This window comes from Weissella paramesenteroides (assembly GCF_051903945.1).
Classification (GTDB): Bacteria; Bacillota; Bacilli; order Lactobacillales; family Lactobacillaceae; genus Weissella; species Weissella paramesenteroides_A.
Map to the genome: position 1 here is coordinate 236,665 of NZ_CP192268.1, position 21,284 is coordinate 257,948.

Annotated in this window: 16 protein-coding genes and 1 tRNA gene; 14 read left to right on the plus strand and 3 right to left on the minus strand. The window is 38.2% G+C overall.

Annotated features, from left to right (window positions below; all coding sequences use genetic code 11):
- Positions 1–345 precede the first annotated feature (345 nt).
- Entirely contained in the window at positions 346–1,509 is a 1,164-nt protein-coding gene (locus ACQ4QH_RS01150) for a DUF4767 domain-containing protein (protein WP_439818969.1), read from the plus strand.
- A gap of 156 nt (positions 1,510–1,665) precedes the next feature.
- Here the strand turns inward: ACQ4QH_RS01150 and ACQ4QH_RS01155 are convergent, their stop codons facing one another.
- Positions 1,666–3,000, minus strand: a complete 1,335-nt coding sequence (locus tag ACQ4QH_RS01155; protein WP_439818095.1) for an ISL3 family transposase — start codon at positions 2,998–3,000, stop codon at positions 1,666–1,668.
- Between the two features lie 235 nt (positions 3,001–3,235).
- Here ACQ4QH_RS01155 and ACQ4QH_RS01160 point away from each other — a divergent pair, with 235 nt between their 5' ends.
- The 9 genes from ACQ4QH_RS01160 (at position 3,236) to rlmD (ending at position 13,838) form a co-directional block, all read left to right on the plus strand.
- Entirely contained in the window at positions 3,236–4,069 is an 834-nt protein-coding gene (locus tag ACQ4QH_RS01160; RefSeq protein ID WP_439818970.1) for a VOC family protein, read from the plus strand.
- Between the two features lie 156 nt (positions 4,070–4,225).
- Positions 4,226–5,968: an ABC transporter ATP-binding protein gene (locus ACQ4QH_RS01165; RefSeq protein WP_439818971.1), complete on the plus strand. Its 1,743-nt coding sequence runs from the start codon at positions 4,226–4,228 to the stop codon at positions 5,966–5,968.
- Position 5,969: 1 nt separating this feature from the next.
- Positions 5,970–7,754 (plus strand): ABC transporter ATP-binding protein, encoded by a 1,785-nt coding sequence (locus ACQ4QH_RS01170; protein WP_439818972.1) that lies wholly within the window; start codon positions 5,970–5,972, stop codon positions 7,752–7,754.
- A gap of 196 nt (positions 7,755–7,950) precedes the next feature.
- The gene (locus ACQ4QH_RS01175) at positions 7,951–8,427 is read left to right on the plus strand and encodes a glutathione peroxidase (RefSeq protein WP_439818973.1); all 477 of its coding nucleotides are present in this window, start codon (positions 7,951–7,953) and stop codon (positions 8,425–8,427) included.
- Between the two features lie 273 nt (positions 8,428–8,700).
- The gene (locus ACQ4QH_RS01180) at positions 8,701–9,753 is read left to right on the plus strand and encodes a 2,3-butanediol dehydrogenase (protein ID WP_439818974.1); all 1,053 of its coding nucleotides are present in this window, start codon (positions 8,701–8,703) and stop codon (positions 9,751–9,753) included.
- Positions 9,754–9,920: 167 nt separating this feature from the next.
- A complete protein-coding gene (locus ACQ4QH_RS01185; RefSeq protein ID WP_439818975.1) occupies positions 9,921–10,460 on the plus strand; it encodes an NADPH-dependent FMN reductase in 540 nt (179 codons plus the stop codon).
- 115 nt (positions 10,461–10,575) lie between these two features.
- Positions 10,576–11,760, plus strand: coding sequence for an MFS transporter (locus ACQ4QH_RS01190; RefSeq protein WP_439818976.1), 1,185 nt, complete (start codon positions 10,576–10,578; stop codon positions 11,758–11,760).
- A 211-nt stretch (positions 11,761–11,971) separates the two neighbouring features.
- Positions 11,972–12,397 carry a hypothetical protein gene (locus ACQ4QH_RS01195; RefSeq protein WP_439818977.1) on the plus strand — a complete coding sequence of 142 codons (426 nt, stop codon included), beginning with the start codon at positions 11,972–11,974 and terminating at the stop codon, positions 12,395–12,397.
- Positions 12,398–12,461: 64 nt separating this feature from the next.
- Positions 12,462–13,838, plus strand: coding sequence for a 23S rRNA (uracil(1939)-C(5))-methyltransferase RlmD (gene rlmD / locus ACQ4QH_RS01200; protein ID WP_439818978.1), 1,377 nt, complete (start codon positions 12,462–12,464; stop codon positions 13,836–13,838).
- Between the two features lie 172 nt (positions 13,839–14,010).
- Here the strand turns inward: rlmD and ACQ4QH_RS01205 are convergent, their stop codons facing one another.
- A complete protein-coding gene (locus tag ACQ4QH_RS01205; RefSeq protein ID WP_439818979.1) occupies positions 14,011–14,523 on the minus strand; it encodes an rRNA methyltransferase in 513 nt (170 codons plus the stop codon).
- Positions 14,483–15,178: a phosphatase PAP2 family protein gene (locus tag ACQ4QH_RS01210; RefSeq protein WP_439818980.1), complete on the minus strand. Its 696-nt coding sequence runs from the start codon at positions 15,176–15,178 to the stop codon at positions 14,483–14,485. The genes ACQ4QH_RS01205 and ACQ4QH_RS01210 overlap by 41 nt, the downstream gene beginning before the upstream one ends.
- A 155-nt stretch (positions 15,179–15,333) precedes the next feature.
- On the opposite strand from ACQ4QH_RS01210, the gene leuS reads away from it, so the two are divergent.
- From leuS to ACQ4QH_RS01230, 4 genes are all read left to right on the plus strand, one after another.
- Positions 15,334–17,748 carry a leucine--tRNA ligase gene (gene leuS, locus ACQ4QH_RS01215; RefSeq protein WP_439818981.1) on the plus strand — a complete coding sequence of 805 codons (2,415 nt, stop codon included), beginning with the start codon at positions 15,334–15,336 and terminating at the stop codon, positions 17,746–17,748.
- A 191-nt stretch (positions 17,749–17,939) separates the two neighbouring features.
- On the plus strand, positions 17,940–19,010 hold the full coding sequence (locus tag ACQ4QH_RS01220) for a glycosyltransferase (RefSeq protein ID WP_439818982.1): 1,071 nt from the start codon (positions 17,940–17,942) through the stop codon (positions 19,008–19,010).
- Between the two features lie 88 nt (positions 19,011–19,098).
- Positions 19,099–19,171 (plus strand) — tRNA-Arg (locus ACQ4QH_RS01225).
- 26 nt (positions 19,172–19,197) lie between these two features.
- A complete protein-coding gene (locus ACQ4QH_RS01230) occupies positions 19,198–21,201 on the plus strand; it encodes a putative polysaccharide biosynthesis protein (RefSeq protein ID WP_439818983.1) in 2,004 nt (667 codons plus the stop codon).
- Positions 21,202–21,284: the final 83 nt, after the last annotated feature.

Sequence of the window (21,284 nt, forward strand, 5' to 3'; positions counted from 1 at the left end):
ACAATGGTATATATTCACAAATGCAATGAAAATTATTTTCAAATATTTATTTAAAGAAACTTTTAACACTTGATGTGATAGAAAAAGTATATAATCGCATATTATCAATCTTTAAAACGTTTGTGCATTTCAATGTGATAAAGATTTTCTTTAAAAACAAGCATGTGAATGACTATATTGGTATATGAAATTATTTTGATGACTAGAAAAAATAAAAATTATTTTCATTATTCAATCATTCGTCATTTTTAGTCAGAGCAAAAGAAATATTCGCGTGACTCACCTATTGTATGGGATAATGGAAAGAAGAAATAAATCTCATTAGGTTATTGGAGGATTTAAACGATGACCGATAAAGAAAGATTGCGCCAGTACCAAGATTTATTGGAAGCTGGTGCTATTACAGAAGATGAATTTAATGATATGACGAAACACTTGCGTGAGAGAATTCAGGCAGATGAGCAGTTATCTGACGAGGAATCAGCAGCTGAGTCTGAAACATCAGCACCTTCTGTAGCAGAGAATCCTATTAGCGAGGATAAAACTGATTCAACGGCGGATGAAGTACAATCCGGGGATGATGTGGCGGATGAACCTTCTATTGAAGAGTCGGCTGAGGTAAATCAGCCTGAGAATGTTGAAGATGAACAAGCTACTTCTATCGAAAATGATAGTGTTGAAGATCAGGAACCCTTGGATTCAGATGATTTGACTGAAGAGCAACCGTTGGAAACAGCTGAAGAGTTACAGCCAACAAAGAATAAGAAGCCAAAATATAATTATGATCTGATTATTGCAGCGGCCGTTGTGCTAATCGTATTAATTGGTGGTGGGGTTGTTGTGGTAAGACACAATCAACAAAATGCCCAAATTGGTACGGAAACAACCCAAAAAGATACAAGCAAGTCAAAAGCAAGCTCGGCAAAAACATCAAAGAAAACAAAAACAGATAGCAAGAAAAATAGTAGTGAAAAAAAGAAGTCAAGTAGTGAGAAAAAAACACCAGAAAAGGTAGCTGCCCAGTGGTCAGATAACCAAATGAAAGAGTTAGCTGATTACATGGGAGTCTGGCAACAGGCAGTCGGTCAAACTTATGTTGGTACTTATGATGGTGGGACACCACAGCACTTAACCTATAAGTTCCCCGAAGCATTGCAAAAGGGTAAGCTAGACGGTCATCTAAAACTTGATAATAAAGATGTATCATTTACCTGGTCGCCTAAGGCAGATAAAAAGGCTGACTATCAAGTTGTTGCCGTTGCGACTGGTTCACGACAAGGTTCGGATGCGCCAACGACTTATTTCTTCGTGATTCATGATGGTCAAGGTACTGTCTATGCAACGGAAACGGCAAGTGGTGAGGATCTAGCCTTATCTCCAACGCAAAATGCTGATTTACAGAATAATTTTGCTAGCATTGTTAACGAACAAGCTGAAAGTTCATCGGCAACTTCAGAATCACAAGCAAATATTACTTTCAATGACGGGACAACTGTGTCTGAATCATAATTAATTGAGACGACAGCAGACAAAAATACATTTTTAGAACAAGATTAAGAATCGCTCATCTACCAAATTTATCAGGCTCTATGTCAAATAGCGTGAAAAATCGTAAAATCGATCTAAAGAGTTTGTGAAATATAGCTTGTGAATCTGATGATTTTGTCAGACTCGCAAGCTTTTTTTAGTTAGTAGGTTCATAAAACTAGCGTTTATATGTTTGCGATTGAATAGTTGTAGACGTATTCTGAAAAAATAATTCAATGAATTACCATAGCCATATGCCGTACGGCCAATTTGTTTAATGCGACGATTAATGCCTTCAATACGTCCGTTAGAAGGTGTTTGTAAAAAGGCATTTCTGATACTTTTTAGATTTTTCTTGTAGGTTAAAATCACCTGGTCCATTGCTGAGTGATTGGGCTTGTATTGCGATAAAATTACTGAAAATTCATCAAACGAACGAGATCGTTGCGCACGTAAGACGGCTTGGTATATTTTATAATCTTGTTTGAATTTTGGTGATAGACCAAAGATAAGTTGTAGAGCATCTTGTGGATATAGGTACTCATTAATTCCTTTGAACCATCGTGGTTGCGTTGTGTCTATCTTTGACTGGTCTGTAATAAAGAATTGCCAGTTAGATTTTAGTAGTTTATATACACGACTACGCTTATTATTAATTGTTCGTTGTAGTGTGATACGTGTGGATTGTACAGCCTTCATGGCTAATTGAATGATATGAAAACGATCAATGATAATTTGAGCGTTAGGAAACATCACCCGTAAGGGTGCGCTATAATTAGCGTTCATATCAGTAACGACGTATTGTACACGTTGACGATTAGATAGGTCGTAGTTAGATAAATACCTACGAATATCTATACTGGTACGGGTTGGAAAAATCTCAATTAAATCACTCGTCGTGCCATTTATCATTTCAAAACCGTAATGATGCTTTGCATAGAGTACTTCATCAACACAAATGACCGTAGGTAATGATTTTGTATAATTCGTACGATATGCTTTAGCGGCATGATGCAGTAGTCGATTAACTTTGCTGTGTGATATATGCAAAATGTAAGCAATATCTTTTTCGGAAATATCACGTTTTGCTAAATCAATAATTTGATGTAACAATGGCCGTGAGATAGTTGAATTGGACATAAAATCTTTTGATTGTGCTATAAATGTGTTTTTACAACGTAGACATTGATAACGTTGCTTGGTTAACAATAAAATTTGTTGATAACCGTTTGCTGTGGGTAATTTGTATGATGCAGTATCGGTACCAGCCAGATAAAAATGTCCCGACAATAAGAAACCACATTGCGGACAATGCTCTGGAACTGTCGTTAACGTTGCGCGATAGCGTAAGATTTGGTGTTGATCATGACCTATGGTCATTAATTCATTAAAATCACCGTTATCAGAAATTAAAAATTTAATGTTTTTGTCTGTTAAACCAACTGAATTTAGGATAGAATCATTAATGGACATCAATAAATACCTCGTATCTGTTTTTTTCGTCGATTACATTTTACGCCGGTATATTATTGGTGTCTTTTTATATTTGTGAAAAAGGCGAAATAAAAAGCGTGAAATTTTTAGTTTCACGCTAGAAAGTATAGAGCCATTTATCAATGAGGTAGATGGGCGATTTTTTTTAATCCGTTATAAGTAATTTGTGATACACTTACTTTTAGTAGGTAAAACAAAGAAAGAGATGTGACAAATGAAAACGGCAAGATATGATATTCATCATTTAACAATGCGTGTTGTAGATGAAGAACGAACACGTGTCTTTTATGAAAAGGTTTTGGGTTTAGTTGATGTCTCATCAGATGAAAACCATATTGATTATGCATTCCGAGCAGGTGAAACACCGTTTCTAACAATGTTATTAAATGGTAAAGCACAAACTGTTGCTCAAACAGGACTGTATCATGTTGCGTTATTATTTCCAAACGCAGCAGAATTAGCTTCGTTGTTACATCGTTTGCTAACGTTACAGATTCCGGTTGGCGCAGGTGATCATACAGTCAGTGAGGCACTGTATATTAATGACTTTGAAGGAAATGGTATTGAACTTTATCATGATCGGGATGCAGCAGGTTGGCAGTGGACAGATGGACAGGTAAAAATGGGCACTGATGAAGTTGATGCTGATGCGCTACTAGCTAAAAAAACACATGGATGGTCAGAATTTCCGGTGGGGATGAAAATTGGTCACTTGCATTTTATGGGTAATGACTTAGATGTAGCTGATCATTTCTTTTTAGATTTTTTACAGATGGATTTAGTGACTGATATGCGGCCGGGTGCTAATTTTTATTCGAATAATCATTATCACCACCATCATGCGGTTAATCTATGGCAAAGTCGCCATAGTGAGCGCCGACATCTCGATGAGGCTGGCCTAGTTGGTTGGCAGGTGATTGTCGACGAAAAGTACTTTGCGCTGTTAACACAACGTGCAGAACAGATGCCAGGTTTAATTGAAAATTCTCATGATCAAATCGTCATTGTTGATCCAATGGGTTCGACATTAACCATCAGCCATGAATAGTAGAGATTACCCACACTTCTCACGACTACAGTGATGAGTGTGGGATTTTTAATTAGAAAATTTGGCGATAACATCAGAAACTAGTTATTTGTGTATTAAAATGGTATAAAATATATTATCATGCATTTTTAATTTAATGTTCAAGGAGGTGATAATGTGAGTATTTTCAGAAAGTTGAGTTGGTATTTTAAAAAGGAATGGCGAATTTATGTCGTTGGTGTACTAGGGTTAGTACTAACGGCTGTCTTTGGTATTTTTCCACCTTGGATTATCGGACATCTTGTTGATTTAATTCGTGAAGAAAAGCTGACGGCTGATTATTTATTTCTACTATTAGGTGGGCTGGTAGCAGTTGCGATTATCCAGTACATCGCACGTTATATGTGGCGTAATGCAATTTGGGGTGAAGCGGCAAAATTAGAGTCATTATTACGACACCGTATTTTTTGGCATTATATGCAAATGGATACAGCTTTTTTCCAGCGATATCGTACAGGTGATTTGATGGCACATGCGACAAATGATTTATCAGCTATTCAACGAGTTGCTGGTGGCGGTATTCTGCAATTTGCAGACTCATTGATAACGGGTGGCACAACTTTGATTGCTATGATGTTAGTTGTTGACTGGCGGCTGACCTTGATTGCTATCTTACCATTGCCATTATTGGCAGTTATGGCGCGTACACTTGGTAACAAGATGCATATTGCTTTTAAAAAATCACAAGCAGCATTTTCACGATTGAATAATAAAGCACAGGAAAGCATTAGTGGTGTCAAAGTTATCAAAAGCTTTGGGCAAGAAACGGAAGATATACAAGATTTTAATCAACAGATTGATGACACGATTACGATTAATCAACACGTGAATAAACTAGATGCCTTATTTGATCCGATTACAACGATGATTATGGCTATTTCATATGTTGTTACCATTATTTATGGTGGTCATTTAGTAAATACTTCGGTGATTACTTTAGGCGCATTGGTTTCTTTTGTTTCTTATTTATCAATGCTTGTTTGGCCAATGTTTGCTTTGGGTATGTTATTTAATACTTTAGAACGTGGTAATGCAAGCTATGACCGAATTGAAGCGATTATGGCAGAAAAAAGTAGCATTATTGAGCCTGAAGATGCTGTGAATAAAACGCCGGAAGGAAATGTCAATTATCAAGTTGCATCATTCACCTTTCCGGGGGCAATAGCCCCGGCGTTAACAAATATTAATTTCAATATTTCAGCTGGTAAAACGTTAGGTTTGGTTGGGTCAGTTGGATCTGGAAAAAGTACGATTATTCGTTTGTTATTACGAGAATTTGATAATTATCAAGGTGCCATAACGTTTAATACATTAGACATTCGCCAGTATCAGCTGGATGCCTATATGCCGGCAATTGGGTACGTCCCCCAGGAAACGTATTTGTTTTCTGACACCGTTCGTGAGAATATTCGTTTTGCACGTCCAAATGCAACGCAAGCTGAAGTTGAGGAATCTGCTTATAAAAGCGATTTAGCAGAACAGGTAGATAATATGCCGGAAGGTTATGATACACCAGTTGGTGAAGAAGGTATTTCATTGTCGGGTGGTCAACGACAACGACTAGCCATTGCCCGTGCATTATTGATTGACCCTGAGCTACTGATTTTGGATGATGCATTGTCAGCGGTGGATGCTGAAACGGAAACAGCAATTTTACAGACACTACGTCAGGAGCGGCAAAATAAGACGACCATTATTGCTTCACATCGTTTAAGTTCGGTGATGGGTGCTGATGAGATATTGGTTATGCAAGATGGTCAAATTATTGAAAGAGGAACGCATGATTCATTGATCTCACAAAATGGTTGGTATGCAAAAACATTTGCTTTGCAAGCTTTAGCAGTTGAAGGGGAGGTATGAGATGGCGAAAAAAAGTGAATCTGTCTGGGCACATAGCATCCCTCTAAAACAACAAGTACACATTATCAAGCGCTTATTTTTGTTTGCCAAGCCGTTTAAATGGTACTTTTACTGGTCAATTATTTTTTCAGCAGTTGTTAGTGTTATTAATATTTTGTTGCCTAAAATTATCCAAATATACTTTGATAATTATTTGGCCAAACATCAAGCAACAATGGGAATCATTTGGTTCTTTGCTGGATTATATTTATTTGGGATGATTGTTCGAGCAATCACTGAATTTGGTGAAACGTACTTGTATAGTATGGGTGCTGAATATATGTTGGAAGATACACGACGAATTTTATTCAAAAAATTACATCAGTTGGGGATGCGTTACTTTGATCAAGTACCAAGCGGATCGATTTTATCACGATTAACAAACGATACCATGGCATTTCAGAATTTTTGGCAATTATTTAGCAGTTTGATTATTGCTGTATTTTCGATGGTTACAGCATTCTTCGCAATGTTTACCACGGACAAAGAAATTGCCCTATGGTTAACTATTTTTTGGCCGTTTTTAGGCCTTATTATTTGGTATTACCAAAAATACAGTTCAAGGGTCTATCGTCGCATGCGTGAAAAATTGAGCGCACTTAATAATAAATTGGCTGAATCAATTAATGGTATCAGTGTTATTCAAGAATTTCGACAAGAGACGCGAGTTGATGATGAATTTCAAGCGGTAAACAATGAGTATTTGGCGACTCGAAAGGCAATGATACGTGTTAATTCTCTATTGTTAGGACCGATCATCAACTTGTTTTATGCCTTGGGAACAGTGGTTGTATTAGGTGTTTTTGGTGTTCATGGGTTACATTCTTATGTTGCTGCCGGTGTGGTCTATGCATTTGTCACATATCTAGAGAATTTTTATAATCCAATGGGACAAGTTATGGAGGGGTTTAGTGACTTTCAAGATGGTATCGTGGCTGGAGCCAGAGTATTAAGAATCGTTGATGAACAAACTTTTGCACCACAACAGCATGAACAAGCTAACGCAACTTTAACATTGGGAAAAATTGAGTTTCGGCACGTCACTTTTTCTTATGATGGTAAACAGCCAATTTTAAAGGATGTGTCATTTATCGCTGAACCAGGTCAAACGATTGCTTTAGTTGGTCAGACAGGAAGTGGTAAGACGTCGATTATTAATATATTAATGCGCTTCTATGAATTTGGCTCTGGTGAAATTTTATTGGATGACCGAGATATCAGAGATTATCCAATGACGGAATTGCGTTCTAAAATGGGACTAGTGTTGCAGGAGCCGTTTATGTTTTATGGCACGATTAAATCAAATATTAGGTTATTTAACGAACAAATAACCGATGAACAAATAAAAGAAGCGGCTAAATTTGTTAGTGCAGATACATTCATCGATAAATTGCCGGCCAAATATGATGAGAAAGTGATTGAACGAGGAGCGAGTTACTCAACTGGCGAAAAACAATTGATTGCTTTTGCTCGGACGATTGCAGCAAATCCGAAAATTTTAATTTTGGATGAGGCAACTGCCAATATTGATACAGAAACTGAACAGTTGATTCAACAAAGTCTGGCGAGAATGCAGGATGGACGAACAACAATCGCTATTGCGCACCGTTTATCAACCATTCAGCATGCTGATACCATATTGGTTTTGCATCAAGGAGAAATTGTTGAGCGTGGCACAAATGATGAACTCATGAAACAGCGCGGCGTATATTATGACATGATTCAAAAACAAAATATGGCTCATTAGTTGTGAAAGACGCTACCATTCGCTTACTTTTAATTAGGTTTAATCATTAGACTTTATAATGAAAGTTATGATAGGCTTTGAGCGTAGAACGATTATCCAATTTAGAAAAAACTTTTAAGAGTAATGACGATCAGGTTCTATTCAGTAGTGTGCAAGTTATCGCTTAAATACTTTTGTTTGTAGGAAGAAGGATATTATGACATCAATTTATGATTTTACGGAAACTGAAATGAACGGGAAAGAAATCAATTTAAAAGATTATGCTGACAAAGTTGTCATTATTGTTAATACCGCAAGTAAGTGTGGTTTAGCGCCTCAGCTTGAAGGATTGGAAGAATTATACAAGAAATATCAGGAGGATGGACTAGTTGTATTAGGTTTGCCTTCAAATCAATTTAAACAAGAGTTAGATACAGATGAGGAAACTAGTGATTACTGCCAAGTGCATTATGGGGTCACGTTTCCAATGACAAAACGGGTTATGGTTAATGGCAAAGATGAAGATGAATTATTTGCGTATTTAAAAAATATGTCAGGTAATGGTTCAATCAAATGGAATTACACAAAGTTTTTGATTGGACGTGATGGTCAACTAATTCATCGTTATGCACCGATTACTACCCCTGAAAAAATGGAAAAGGATATCGTTACCGCATTGGGTGTGCAAGTGTAAGTGGTACATTGTGATTTTTAAAACAAACACACTCCCTTTTTATAAAATATAATTTAAAATATGTAAGCGTTTTTATGTTAATTAATTCACATTTAACCTTGTTGTAATCACGTTTCCTAAAAAGTGGACTTTTATTGTTTCACTTTTAGGGATACTTACTATTGCACAGTTTTAAATTTGGGAATAAAATGTAGTTATTCATGAGAGATATATTTCATGAAATGATGATTTTAGTATTTATTTTAAATGATTTATGTTTTTGGGGGTATTAACATGAAGGCAGCAGTATGGCATGGCGTAAAGGATATTCGTGTTGAAGATGTAGACTTGAAGCCAGCAAAGAACAATGAAGTCGTTATTCGTGTTGCATATGCAGGAATCTGTGGTAGTGACTTGCATGAATACTTAGAGGGACCAGTTTTTATTCCAGTTGATAAGGTTGACGAATTGACTGGTGGTGAAGCACCACTAACAATGGGACATGAATTCTCAGGTGTCATTGAATCAGTTGGTAAGGATGTTAAGAACTACAAAGTTGGTGATCATGTATCTGTTAACCCAACTGTGACACATGGTGAATCACCAGATGATGTGGATGTTTATGATGGCTACAGTTTCATCGGTCTAAGTTGCGACGGTGGTTTTGCTGCCCATGTTAACGTACCAGAAGGTAACCTATATGCATTACCAGAAGAATTCCCACTAAAGTTAGCTGCAACAATTGAGCCAACTGCCGTTGCTGTACAAGCGGTTAAAGAGGGTGGCTTGAAGTTTGGTCAAAAGGTTGCCATCTTCGGTGCCGGACCAATCGGTGTGTTAGTTGCCGCAGCTGCAAAGGCTGCCGGTGCTACCAAGATCGTTGCTATTGATCTATCAGCTGTTCGATTGGAAAAGGCATTAGCCATGGGAGCAACTGATGTTGTGAACCCTGGTGAAGTTGATGATGCCGTTGCAGCTGTCCGCGAAATCTTGGGTGGTGGTGCAGATGTATCATTTGAAGTTGCTGGTGTACAACCAACCTTTGAGCAAGCAATCGATGTAACAAAGGCTCGTGGAACGGCAGTAATCGTTTCAATCTTTGCTCACCCAATCTCATTTGACCCAATGCAATTAATGAATGCTGGTGTTAAGTTGACATCAACGATTGCATACTCACGTGAGACCTTCCAACAAACAGTTGATCTTGTTAGCTCAGGTCAAATTAATGTTGAGCCAGTTATTACGGATATTATTGGTTTGGATGACGTCGTTGAAAAGGGATTTGATCGCCTATCAACAGATAAGTCACAAGCTAAGATTTTGATTGACCTAACTAAGGAAGATTAATCAGATTAAATTTTAAGTAAAAGTAAGTACGTATCGACCTGATACGTACTTTTTTGCTAACCAATTAACTTATTAAAAATAAGCATTTACAACTTTCAAAAAGTAAGCTAAACTAGTATTAATGAATTAATTGTTGTACATACGAAAGAAATTTAAGGGGAATTAATATGACAAAATATGGTGTAATTGTTGGATCACTTCGTAAGAACTCATACTCATTGGGTGTTGCAGAAGCATTGGTTGCTGGTTTGCCTGAAGATGCTGAAGTAACATACTTGGACATTTCAAAGTTACCTTTGTATAACCAAGATTATGATGAAGCTTCACCTGCTGAATACACGGAATTCCGTGAAGCAGTTAAGGCTCAAGATGCATTTATTATTGTCACGCCAGAACACAACCGTAGTGTTCCAGCTGCATTGAAGAATGCATTGGATGTTGCATCACGTCCATGGGGACAAAGCGTTTGGGCAGGTAAGCCAGTATTGCCAGCTTCACAATCAATTTCTGGCATTGCTGGTGTGGCTGCACACCACGTATTGCGTAACTCATTGGACTTCTTGGATATGAAGATCATGCACCAACCTGAGTTGTTCATTGGTAACACAATGGAACTTGCTGATGAAAACGGTAAGATCACTAACGAGGGTACTAAGGAATTCTTGGCTGGTGTTGGGGCACAATTTGCTGATTTTGCAACAAAGTAAGCGACTAAGTTTTCAAATATAAACGATTAAGCCAGTTATATTTAAAGTAACTGGCTTTTTATTTTGCTTATTTTATTATATGGTTGTGAGTAGAACTTATTTGAAGGAGCAGAAAATGAAGAAAAAGTGGTTATTTACACTGAGTATTGTGTTATTAGGTGTTGTGATGCGATCAACATTTACAACCATACCAGTGGTTATTGATAATGTTGCGCATTCATTTGGGCTACCTGTCAGTCAACTTGGTATACTGACAACCTTGCCATTATTAACTTTTGCGATTTTTTCGCCAACAACAAGTTATTTCACGCGTCGTTTTGGCATGGAAAAGACCTTGTTAGTTGCTTTGTTACTTGTACTATTTGGATCGCTGCTACGTGTTGCTAGTGCATCAATGTTATTTGTCGGCACAATTTTAGTTGGTTCGGGAATTGCCTTTATCAACGTTTTGTTGCCAGCGACATTGGTTAAATTTACTCCTAATAAAATTGGTGCTTACACGTCATTATATAGTACAACCATGACATTAATGACCGCAATTTTTCAAATCATTGCAGTACCAATTACCAAGGCATTTAGTTGGCAAATGTTGGTATTATTCTTGTCGGTCATTGTTTTCTTAGTGGTGGTAACTTGGGTGTTACATATGGCTATAAATGTTGACACATCTGTTAATCAACGGATCCATACGGTTAACAATAAGCCAGATCAGGTGCATCCATGGCGTAATAAATATGCATGGGCGATGTTAGTCATGGCTGGTATTCAGTCAGCAGTTTTTTATACAAGTATTGCTTGGATACCAACGGTTGCACAACGTACCGGATTAACAGCAACGCAGTCAGGTTGGGTCATTGGGGTCATGTCACTAATTGGTATTCCAGCATCAATGTGGGTACCAAGTTTCTTAGAACGGGCAAACTATAAGCAACGTGTGCGCTTTATGACTGGTGCGACAGTATTGTGGTTAATTGCAATCATTATGATGTATAACACGCAGGCAGGTCTAGTTTGGTGGTTAATTGTGACTAGCTTTATCGGGTTAGGCGGAACGGCTGTCTTTGTCTACATGGTAACATCATACGCAATCAGAACTCGCAATCCATTGGAAAGTTCAGCGTTATCAGGTATGGCACAAACGGGTGGTTATTTAATTGCTGCGGGAGCCCCTTGGGCGTATGGCGTGTTGTTTGCGCAACTTAACAGTTGGTTCTTACAAACAACGGTTATGGTTATTGCAATTTTGATTTTTATTGGTCTTATGTGGTTTGTCGAACGGAATCAAACTATTTTTGAATAGTTATTTAGGAGCGCGTTACACACCGGCTTCAAACTTTTGGAGCGCGTTTATGCTATATGAGCTACAGGATTATAATTTATATAATTTTAGTAAACAAGGTTGGGACATTTTTTGTTCCAACTTCTTTTTTTAAAAACGAATAAAACCTCGTCTAAGTTTTGGAAAAGTTATTGATATAATAAGCTCTACCAGTAATGAAATGGGGATAAATATGGTGGCAACGAATTTAGAAGTACACAACTTAATGACAGTAGATGATTTCATGTCGTTTAAAAATAATGATTTTAAGCATTTACAACAAGATTTTAAGCATTTGCAACAAGATGTTGCCTCTTTAAAACATGAAAGTATGCATTATAATGATGAGATTTCTGATTTAAAAAGTGATGTACAACTTTTAAAAGGTAGCGTAACAGAATTACAGGTGGACGTTCGTTATTTAAAACGCGATGTCAGTGATCTGAAACAAGATGTTCAAGAATTAAAATTAGATATGGCGGAAGTCAAAGTGGGGCTGAAAACAATCGTTGCAGATATGCGATTTTTTAAATGGTTAATTGGGGTTAGCGTAGCGCTGCCAAGTATAATCTGGATGGTTCAACAGTTGTGCCGTCTTATTGGGTGCCCGATTGATTGATTGCCTACAATTAATAAACTAGTATAATAGGAATCAGAATGCTAAAGATAATGAGAGAAATAATATGAGTCATACAATCATGCCTGTTCGTTTGGGACAAAAACTGACGGGTCAGGTAATCGATGTTCTCTATAATGGTTTTGGTGTTGTGATGTTGGATGATTATGCGATTCACATGGCAAATGCTTTTCCTGATGAGACAGTCACTTTTGAAATAACACAAGTTAATCGAAAGTTTGCCCGTGCAGAGGTGATTGATGTCGTAGACCCATCACCAGACCGTTTGGAAGCTGGTAAGGATTATCTACTAGATGTCGGAATTGCGCCATACATTAACTTACGTTATGAAGCACAACTAAAGTTAAAGCAATTCCAAGTGGAAAAATTTTATGCAGCAGCGGGTATTGATGCAAATATTGCACCAACAATAGGTATGGAGAATCCAACGCATTACCGCAATAAAACTGTGGTACCCATCAAACGTGATGGCGATAAGCTAGTGACAGGGTTCATTAAACGACGAACACCAGGAGAAATTCTTCCTTTAAGTGATTACTATGTTAATGATCCTGTTATTGATCAAACAATTGGAACAGTTCGCGACATTTTAAATGCACACCATATTTCCGTATTTAGCGATGAGACACAGCAGGGTGAAATGCGCTACATCATGGTGCGCCGTGGTTATTATAGTCATGAATTAATGGTTGTTTTAGTCGCGCAAACGGCAACTATTAAAGATGAAATGGCTATCGCAAACGAAATTGCAGCAATTGTGCCGGGAATTCGTAGCGTTGTTTTGAATCACAATCCAAGAGCCTTGCATTTGTTAATGTCTGGTGATAATCGGACATTATGGGGGTCAGATGCTATTCATGATACCTTGCTTGGCATTGAATTTGAAATTGGGCCAAACTCGTTTTATCAAGTAAATCCACAAACAACAGAAGTGCTGTATGCCTTAGCTGCTAGAAAAGCAGAACTAAAGTCAACGGATACAGTCATTGATGCTTATTCAGGTATAGGAACGATTGGGTTAACAGTTGCTAGTCAAGTAAAGCAGGTGTTAGGGGTTGAGGTAATTGAACGTGCGGTGATTGATGCGCAGAAAAATGTGATGAATAATCAAGTAAAAAATGCCACGTTTATTACCGCAGATGCGCCAGCACAGATGCATCGATGGCAGCAGGAAGGGTTACATGCTAATGTTATTTTTGTTGATCCACCTCGTCGAGGGTTGACCAATGAATTACTCGATGCAGTAACTGAAATGCGACCAGATCGTTTTGTTTATGTGTCATGCAATCCAGCAACAATGGCAAGAGATGCGAAGTACTTAATTGAACAAGGCTTTCATATTAAAGGGGATGTTCAACCATTGGATCAATTCCCACAAACTGCCCATGTTGAAGTTGTGACCGTTTTTGAACCGAATAATTAAAAGAGAGCGCGCGATAAATTGCGTTACATTGAGACTACATACTGTTGGAACGCGTTTATGCTATCAAACTAAATTGATACACTTATAATTAAGCTACTTTTAGCAGAAAAGGTTGGAACATTTTCTTGTGTTCCAACCTTTTTGTGTTAAAAGTATATTAATTGATGTATTTTTAATGGCGTTGTACGATCAAGGCGCTATTTTGTGCTAAAACATCTTGGTAATAGGCAACGCTATAAGAATTTTCTGGTAATTTTGCTAGGTAATTTTTGATTGGAGATAATAACGTATCATCTTCACTAAGTAGACATAATAGTCCATCTGTTTTTAGGACCATTAGTAGTGATTTAACAACTGCTTCAACATCAGTAGTTGGCATTTTTTCATCTAATTGAAAAATAGCTGCACCAACAGGGCGTGTTGGATCTAGGTAGGTGGGAATATTGGCAAAGTTTTTGCTGATTAAATCAACACGTTCGTTTAAACCACTCAAAAATAAAGAAGCTGCCACATCATCAATTTCAGCTTTTGCATCTGAAAAAGCTAGTACTTTGCCAGTATCTCCAATGCGACTAGCTAAGAATCGTGTAATGTCACCATGACGAATTGTTGCATCGATGGCTAAATCACCAGGAGTGAGATATTCATTGAGTGATATTTGAACTAGATTTTGGATTGAGCGCATTTTCGAAAACCTCTCGTGTACGATATTTAAAAATTACTTCTTTTGACATGATTAATAAGAAAGTTCCTAGACCAAAACCTGCCAGAACATCTGAAAAATAGTGGACACCCAAGTAGACGCGACTAACGGGGATGGCAATGACTAGTCCAGATAATAATGTCATAAAGGCATAGCGTAGGTTGTCTTCAGATTTTAGATAGTAGTGGACTAAAACGATTAAAGAACCATATAAAAGAATGGCGTTTAGTGCATGACCCGACGGAAACGAGTAACCTGATTGTTCAATCACATGATAAATTGCCGGACGTGGTCGGTGAAAAATATGTTTAAATAGTGACATCACACCTAAGCCAAAGACGCCAACATTAACCACCATAAACACAGCGACATCTACTTTTCGAATTAACAAAGCAATAATTGTCGTTACCACCATCACTAAAGCTGTCCACTTTGTATTGCCAGCACGGGTGATATTCCGAAAAAACCAAGATCTTTCTGGTGTTAATGGTTCACGAAGGTAACGGAATCCAAATTGATCTAGCCAGTGAATATAACCATAGTCGTTTACATAGCCAATAGCCAGGACAATAAAAATGATTAACCCAGTAAAAGCTATAGCTAATTGTAGATAATCAAATTTTCTGAGATGTCTCATTTGAATTCCTCCTTCTTAATTCTTTCTCATTTAATTAGTTTAGCACAAAATGTTCCGAAAATATGAATAATAATTGATGGTCTTAATCCTTGCTGAATATTGAAAGCTCGGTCTTTTTTTGATAAAGTAAGACTATTAAAGTGAGGTTATCAATCATGGCATATCAACACAAATTAGTAGAGAAAAAATGGCAACATTTTTGGGATGAACATCAGACATTTAAAACATCAAATGTCTCTGATAAAGAAAAGTTTTTTGCAATGGACATGTTTCCGTTTCCATCTGGTCAAGGGCTACACGTTGGTCATCCAGAAGGTTATACTGCAACAGACATTGTGTCACGTATGAAACGTATGCAGGGCTACAATGTCTTACATCCGATGGGATTTGATGCTTTTGGTTTGCCAACTGAGGAATATGCCATTAAAACTGGTGAAGATCCAAAGACAGTGACGGCCAAGAATGTTAAGACATTCCGTCATCAAATGAAGTCACTTGGCTTGTCTTACGATTGGTCACGTGAAGTTAATACAACTGATCCAAAATACTATAAATGGACCCAGTGGATTTTCGAACAATTGTACAAAAAAGGTTTAGCTTATGAAGATGAAATCATGGTTAACTGGGCACCAGACTACAATGGTGGTACCGTTGTTGCTAATGAGGAAATCATTGATGGTAAGACTGAGCGTGGCGGTTATCCAGTATATCGTGTGCCAATGCGCCAATGGGCATTGAAGATTACGGCTTATGCAGATCGTTTAATTGATGATTTGGATGATTTGGACTGGCCAGAGGCGATTAAGGAACAACAACGTCATTGGATCGGACGTTCAATTGGTGCATCAGCCAAGTTTAAAGTTCAAGATTTTGATGATGAGATAGAAGTTTTTACAACACGTGCGGACACTTTGTTTGGTGCAACGTATCTTGTATTGGCTCCTGAGCACAAATTAGTTGATAAGATTGTCAGTGCAGATCAAAAAGCTGCTGTTGATGCCTTTAAGAAGGAAATTGCTTCTAAGTCAGATTTGGAACGTACAGATTTGAATAAAGACAAGGCTGGTGTATTCACTGGTGCCTATGCAATCAATCCGGTCAATGGTGAGGCACTGCCTATCTGGATTGGTGATTATGTCTTGGCTTCATATGGAACAGGTGCCATTATGGCGGTTGCTGCACATGATACTCGTGACTATGATTTTGCTACGAAGTATGACCTACCAATTCGTCCAGTTATTGAAGGTGGAGATGTTACTAAAGAAGCTTATACTGGCGATGGTAAGCATATCAATTCTGATTTCCTAGATGGCTTGGGTAAAGAAGAAGCTATTACGAAGATGATCGATTGGCTTGAAGAACACCATGCTGGTCATAAGAAGGTTAACTATCGTTTGCGGGATTGGATTTTCTCACGTCAACGTTATTGGGGTGAACCTATTCCAGTCATTCATTGGGAAGATGGTGAGCAAACACTAGTTCCTGAATCAGAATTACCATTACGTTTACCAGAAGTTGATAACATCATGCCTTCTGGTACAGGTGAGTCACCGTTGGTCAATGTTGATGATTGGGTCAATGTTGTTGATGAAAATGGTCGTAAAGGTAAGCGTGAGACTAACACGATGCCACAGTGGGCTGGGTCATCATGGTACTACCTACGTTACATGGATCCACATAATGATCAAGAAATTGTTTCTCCAGAAGCTGAAGCATACTGGCGGAATGTTGACTTGTACATCGGTGGTGCAGAACATGCAGTGCTACATTTGTTGTATGCACGTTTCTGGCACAAAGTATTGTATGACCTTGGTGTTGTGCACACGAAAGAACCTTTCCAAAGATTGGCTAATCAAGGGATGATTCTTGGTGAAAACCATGAAAAGATGTCAAAGTCAAAGGGAAACGTTGTTAATCCAGATGATGTGGTTGAAGAGTATGGTGCCGATACATTGCGTTTGTATGAAATGTTTATGGGGCCTTTGGATCAATCAATTGCCTGGTCTGAAGAAGGTCTGGCTGGGTCACGTCGTTGGCTAGAACGTGTTTGGCGCTTGTTCATTGATGATGATGATAAACTACGTGATCACATTACAACCATTAACGATCATAAGCTAGATAAAATCTATAACGAAACTGTTAAGAAGGTCACTGAAGATTATGAGAACTTGCGCTTTAATACAGCAATTTCTCAAATGATGATTTTCGTCAATGAAGCCTATAAGCAAGATAGTTTGTCAGTGCAATATGTCGAAGGATTTATTAAATTACTTAACCCAATTGCACCTCATATGACAGAAGAATTGTGGAGCTTCTTGCATGCGGATGAATCAGTTGCCTATGCAGAGTGGCCAACTTATGATGAGTCAGCACTAGTTGCTGATGAAATTGAACTTATTCTCCAAGTGAATGGTAAGTTACGTGGTCATGTGACTGTTGCCGCTGATGCTGATCGTGATGCAATTACTGCTGCAGCAATGCAAAATGAAAATGTGCAAAAGCAACTAGACGGCTCAGAGCCTAAAAAGGTTATTGTTGTACCTGGTAAGTTAGTTAACTTTGTGGTATAAAAACAAGCAAAGAAAATTAATCCGTTAAATTAGAATAAGCGATACTATAGGTACGTTTTAGTCTGAGCATATGGTAGTCAGTTGAAACATAAGTGTCTATTGTATACAAATAAGGCCGCTGATCTAATCATTTTAATTTGATAGATTGGCGGTCTTATTTATGTTCTCAAAAAACTGAAGGGAGAATTAGCATGACAAAAAAAGTGTTAATGACTGTCGAAAATTTGAGTATGGGTGGCTTGAAGCGTGCAGCAACTGTTGTTGGTAATGCAATTTCAGATTTTGCTGATGTTGCATTTTATCAATTGGCGGATGTACCAAGTTACTATGATCTCAAAGGAGAGTTAATTCCGGCTGTGCATCCAGTTATGCCAGAAAATGGTGCTAAGCCTTTGGAAAAATATGCGCAACAAATGTCAGACTTAGCGGATGTTATCTTACAACATGATATTGATGTGCTGATTTTAAATGCGGGTATTTTAGCAAGTTTTATTCCTTATTTAAAGGAACGTGCGCCAAGAGTCAAAATGATTGCGTGGATGCATAATAACATTCAAACTTATTTTAACCAGTATTATCGAGAGATGCGGCCGGAATTTGTTGCAGGTATTAAGGCTGCAGATGCCGTTGTTGCTTTGACTGAGTCTGATCTACAAGGTTTTCAAACGGTGACCGATAAAGCACTAAAAATTTGGAATCCGGTGACGATGCCAATTCAAGGACGTGCAAATCTAACGAAAAAGGTGATTGCTTTTACTGGGCGCATCGCGATTCAACATAAGGGAATTGATATCTTGCTACATTTAGCGAAACGGTTACCTGATGATTGGCATATCGCCATTGCTGGTGAAGGATTGCCTAAGGATATGGCAGCGTTTAAACGGTTGATTAAAGTTAACGATGTTGCAGATAAGATTGTTTATCGTGGTGGTTTACGTGATGAAGCACTGTCGGATCATTATCGTGAGGCATCTATTTTCTTAGCCACATCACGATGGGAAGGTTTGCCATTAGTTTTGGTAGAAGCGATGTCTTTCGGGCTACCGATTGTTTCAACGGACAATACGGGAGCTGTGGAAATTTTAGATGGTGGCATCTATGGTGAACTAGCAAAACAAGATGTTGATTCATTGTGGTATCGCTTAGAACCAGTCATTCAAAGTATTGAAATGCGTGAAACCTTAGCAACAAAATCATTAGAACGAGCACAAAGTTTTGCGATAGCGCCAATCTTAAAACAGTGGGCAGCGCTAATAAATTAACAGTTGACCCATTATTTGTAGATGGTGTGTGAAAAACATCTACAAACAATGGGTTTTCTTGTGTATAATAATGTATTAGGTTGTCATTGGCGCTATAGTTCAACAGGATAGAACAAGGACCTCCTAAGTCTTAGATCACAGTTCGAGTCTGTGTAGCGTCATCGAATTATTAGGAAGGGGAAGTAGCATGGCTGACGATAAATCACACCAATCACAAAATGGCTCGTCAACGTCGCCATTTCGGCGTGATATTAGTTTCGAAGAATTAAATCAATTACTGAATGGTAAAAAAATTGATGAAATTTTTGAAGAACGCCATGATAAAACATCCTCTGAGGATAGTATCACGGAAGATAACGTTCTCTCTGATCAGAAAGTGACAGAGGTGAAGGTTCGACCAAATGGTGTTTCGACATTTAAGGTACATGAAGTGCCAGACACGGTCATAGAAAAAACGAATATGGTAACACCTACAGTTGTAGATGCTACTAATACAGCACAAACACCAACTGCTATTCCTGCGCAAGAACTGGTTGAGAGCGAAGAGCCAACAGCGGATATTGAAACTGAAGAAACGGAGATGGCTGCTAAGTCTCGTATGCTTCGCGGTTCAGCTTGGATGACTATTGGTAATCTTGCATCGAGGTTGTTGGGTGCATTGTACATTATTCCGTGGATTGCGATGATTGGTAATGTTTATTATAATCTTGCCAATTCGTTGTTCTCACAAGGTTATCAAATATACAGTGTTGCTTTGTTAATATCAACAGCTGGACTACCAAATGTCTTAGCTCGTTTAGTGGCAGAGTATAGTGCCTCCAAGCAATATGATGCTGTCCGACATGTCTTTAGACAAGCCATTAATTTGGGGGTGATTCTAGGAATTGGTGTCGGTGCCATTCTCTATTTATTGGCAGGCCTTTTGTCTCAAGGTGATCCAAATGTCGTACGCGTGATTCATGCGTTGTCTGCGGCCGTGGTAATTATTCCAATTCTATCTATGTTACGAGGCTACGTACAGGGATTTGAATTTATGGGTCTATCAGCTTGGTCGCAGTTTGTTGAACAATTAGTGCGTGTTATCTATATGTTAGCAATGACCTATTGGATTATGATTGGACACCATGGAAATTGGATAGATGCAACTGTTCAGTCAACGTTTGCAGCATTTTGGGGTGCATTAGCCGGTATCCTAGTGCTGTTATTAGGCATTGTCATGCGACGTCGTTTCTTTGCAGAACAACGTAAACATGCTGTTAGAACACGTCATTTTGATGCACGAGCTGTCTTGATGAAAATGGCTCGTCAGTCTGTACCAGTTATTTTTGCGGGATCTGCCATTTCACTAGTGCAAGTGTTTGATCAGTACACATTCTTTAGAATTATACGGGCCTTTACGGATATTTCTAACGGCGCAATGCAAGCAATGTATGCGCAATTCGCCTTTAATTCTAATAAGTTAGTGATGTTGGTTGTCTCATTAGCGGTTGGTATGGCGGAAACGGCTTTGCCAATGTTAGCTCGAGCAAGGGAAATAGGTGACCGTGAAAATATTGGTCGGCAAATTCAATTCGCATTAAAGTTGTTAGCGTTTGTTATGGTGCCTGCAGTTTTGGGAATGGTTGCGATTGCGCGCCCACTGTATGTGTTGTTCTATCGCACATCAGATTTGACGAATGGTACCTTGATTTTGCAGTTTGCTAGTTATTCAGCAATTTTCCTGAGTTTGTATATGGTCGTATTAGCCATTTATCAAGGATTGGGTCGGTTGCGTTACACAGTGAGATTGCTGATTTTTATATTTGCAGTTAAGATTGTTTTGCAAGTACCATTAACAATTTGGTTACAGGGGATGGGACCATTGGTATCAACGACGATTGCTTTCTTATTGGGTATGATCGTTGCTATTCGTCACTTAGCAAGTTTGTATCATATTGACTGGGCATCATTTAATGACACCTTTGTAATTATTTTATTCTGGAGCTTATTGATGTATGCTGTGGTTGCGCCAATTTCATATACAATCGGATTGTTTACGCCAGATACTAAGTTATGGCAGTTACTGAATTTAGCTATTTCTGGTGGTGTTGGTGCGGCGATTTATGGCATTGCAGTACTTAAAACACATGTTGGAGAAGCCGTATTAGGTCCACGTGCGACCTGGCTAGCGCATAAATTACATTTAAAGTAATATAATGATTAGGATAAAGTTGAACTCAATGATTGAGCTCAACTTTTTTTAAATTAAGAATGTGGATAAGTCTGTGCAAAACC

Excerpts from the sequence above, each read along its gene's own strand:
- ACQ4QH_RS01190 (WP_439818976.1), top strand. The coding sequence starts at position 10,576 with ATGAAGAAAAAGTGGTTATTTACACTGAGTATTGTGTTATTAGGTGTT.
- ACQ4QH_RS01175 (WP_439818973.1), top strand. The coding sequence starts at position 7,951 with ATGACATCAATTTATGATTTTACGGAAACTGAAATGAACGGGAAAGAA.
- ACQ4QH_RS01170 (WP_439818972.1), top strand. The coding sequence starts at position 5,970 with ATGGCGAAAAAAAGTGAATCTGTCTGGGCACATAGCATCCCTCTAAAA.
- ACQ4QH_RS01155 (WP_439818095.1), bottom strand. The coding sequence starts at position 3,000 with ATGTCCATTAATGATTCTATCCTAAATTCAGTTGGTTTAACAGACAAA.
- ACQ4QH_RS01220 (WP_439818982.1), top strand. The coding sequence starts at position 17,940 with ATGACAAAAAAAGTGTTAATGACTGTCGAAAATTTGAGTATGGGTGGC.
- ACQ4QH_RS01195 (WP_439818977.1), top strand. The coding sequence starts at position 11,972 with ATGGTGGCAACGAATTTAGAAGTACACAACTTAATGACAGTAGATGAT.
- ACQ4QH_RS01185 (WP_439818975.1), top strand. The coding sequence starts at position 9,921 with ATGACAAAATATGGTGTAATTGTTGGATCACTTCGTAAGAACTCATAC.
- rlmD (WP_439818978.1), top strand. The coding sequence starts at position 12,462 with ATGAGTCATACAATCATGCCTGTTCGTTTGGGACAAAAACTGACGGGT.
- ACQ4QH_RS01180 (WP_439818974.1), top strand. The coding sequence starts at position 8,701 with ATGAAGGCAGCAGTATGGCATGGCGTAAAGGATATTCGTGTTGAAGAT.
- leuS (WP_439818981.1), top strand. The coding sequence starts at position 15,334 with ATGGCATATCAACACAAATTAGTAGAGAAAAAATGGCAACATTTTTGG.
- ACQ4QH_RS01210 (WP_439818980.1), bottom strand. The coding sequence starts at position 15,178 with ATGAGACATCTCAGAAAATTTGATTATCTACAATTAGCTATAGCTTTT.
- ACQ4QH_RS01160 (WP_439818970.1), top strand. The coding sequence starts at position 3,236 with ATGAAAACGGCAAGATATGATATTCATCATTTAACAATGCGTGTTGTA.
- ACQ4QH_RS01230 (WP_439818983.1), top strand. The coding sequence starts at position 19,198 with ATGGCTGACGATAAATCACACCAATCACAAAATGGCTCGTCAACGTCG.
- ACQ4QH_RS01150 (WP_439818969.1), top strand. The coding sequence starts at position 346 with ATGACCGATAAAGAAAGATTGCGCCAGTACCAAGATTTATTGGAAGCT.
- ACQ4QH_RS01205 (WP_439818979.1), bottom strand. The coding sequence starts at position 14,523 with ATGCGCTCAATCCAAAATCTAGTTCAAATATCACTCAATGAATATCTC.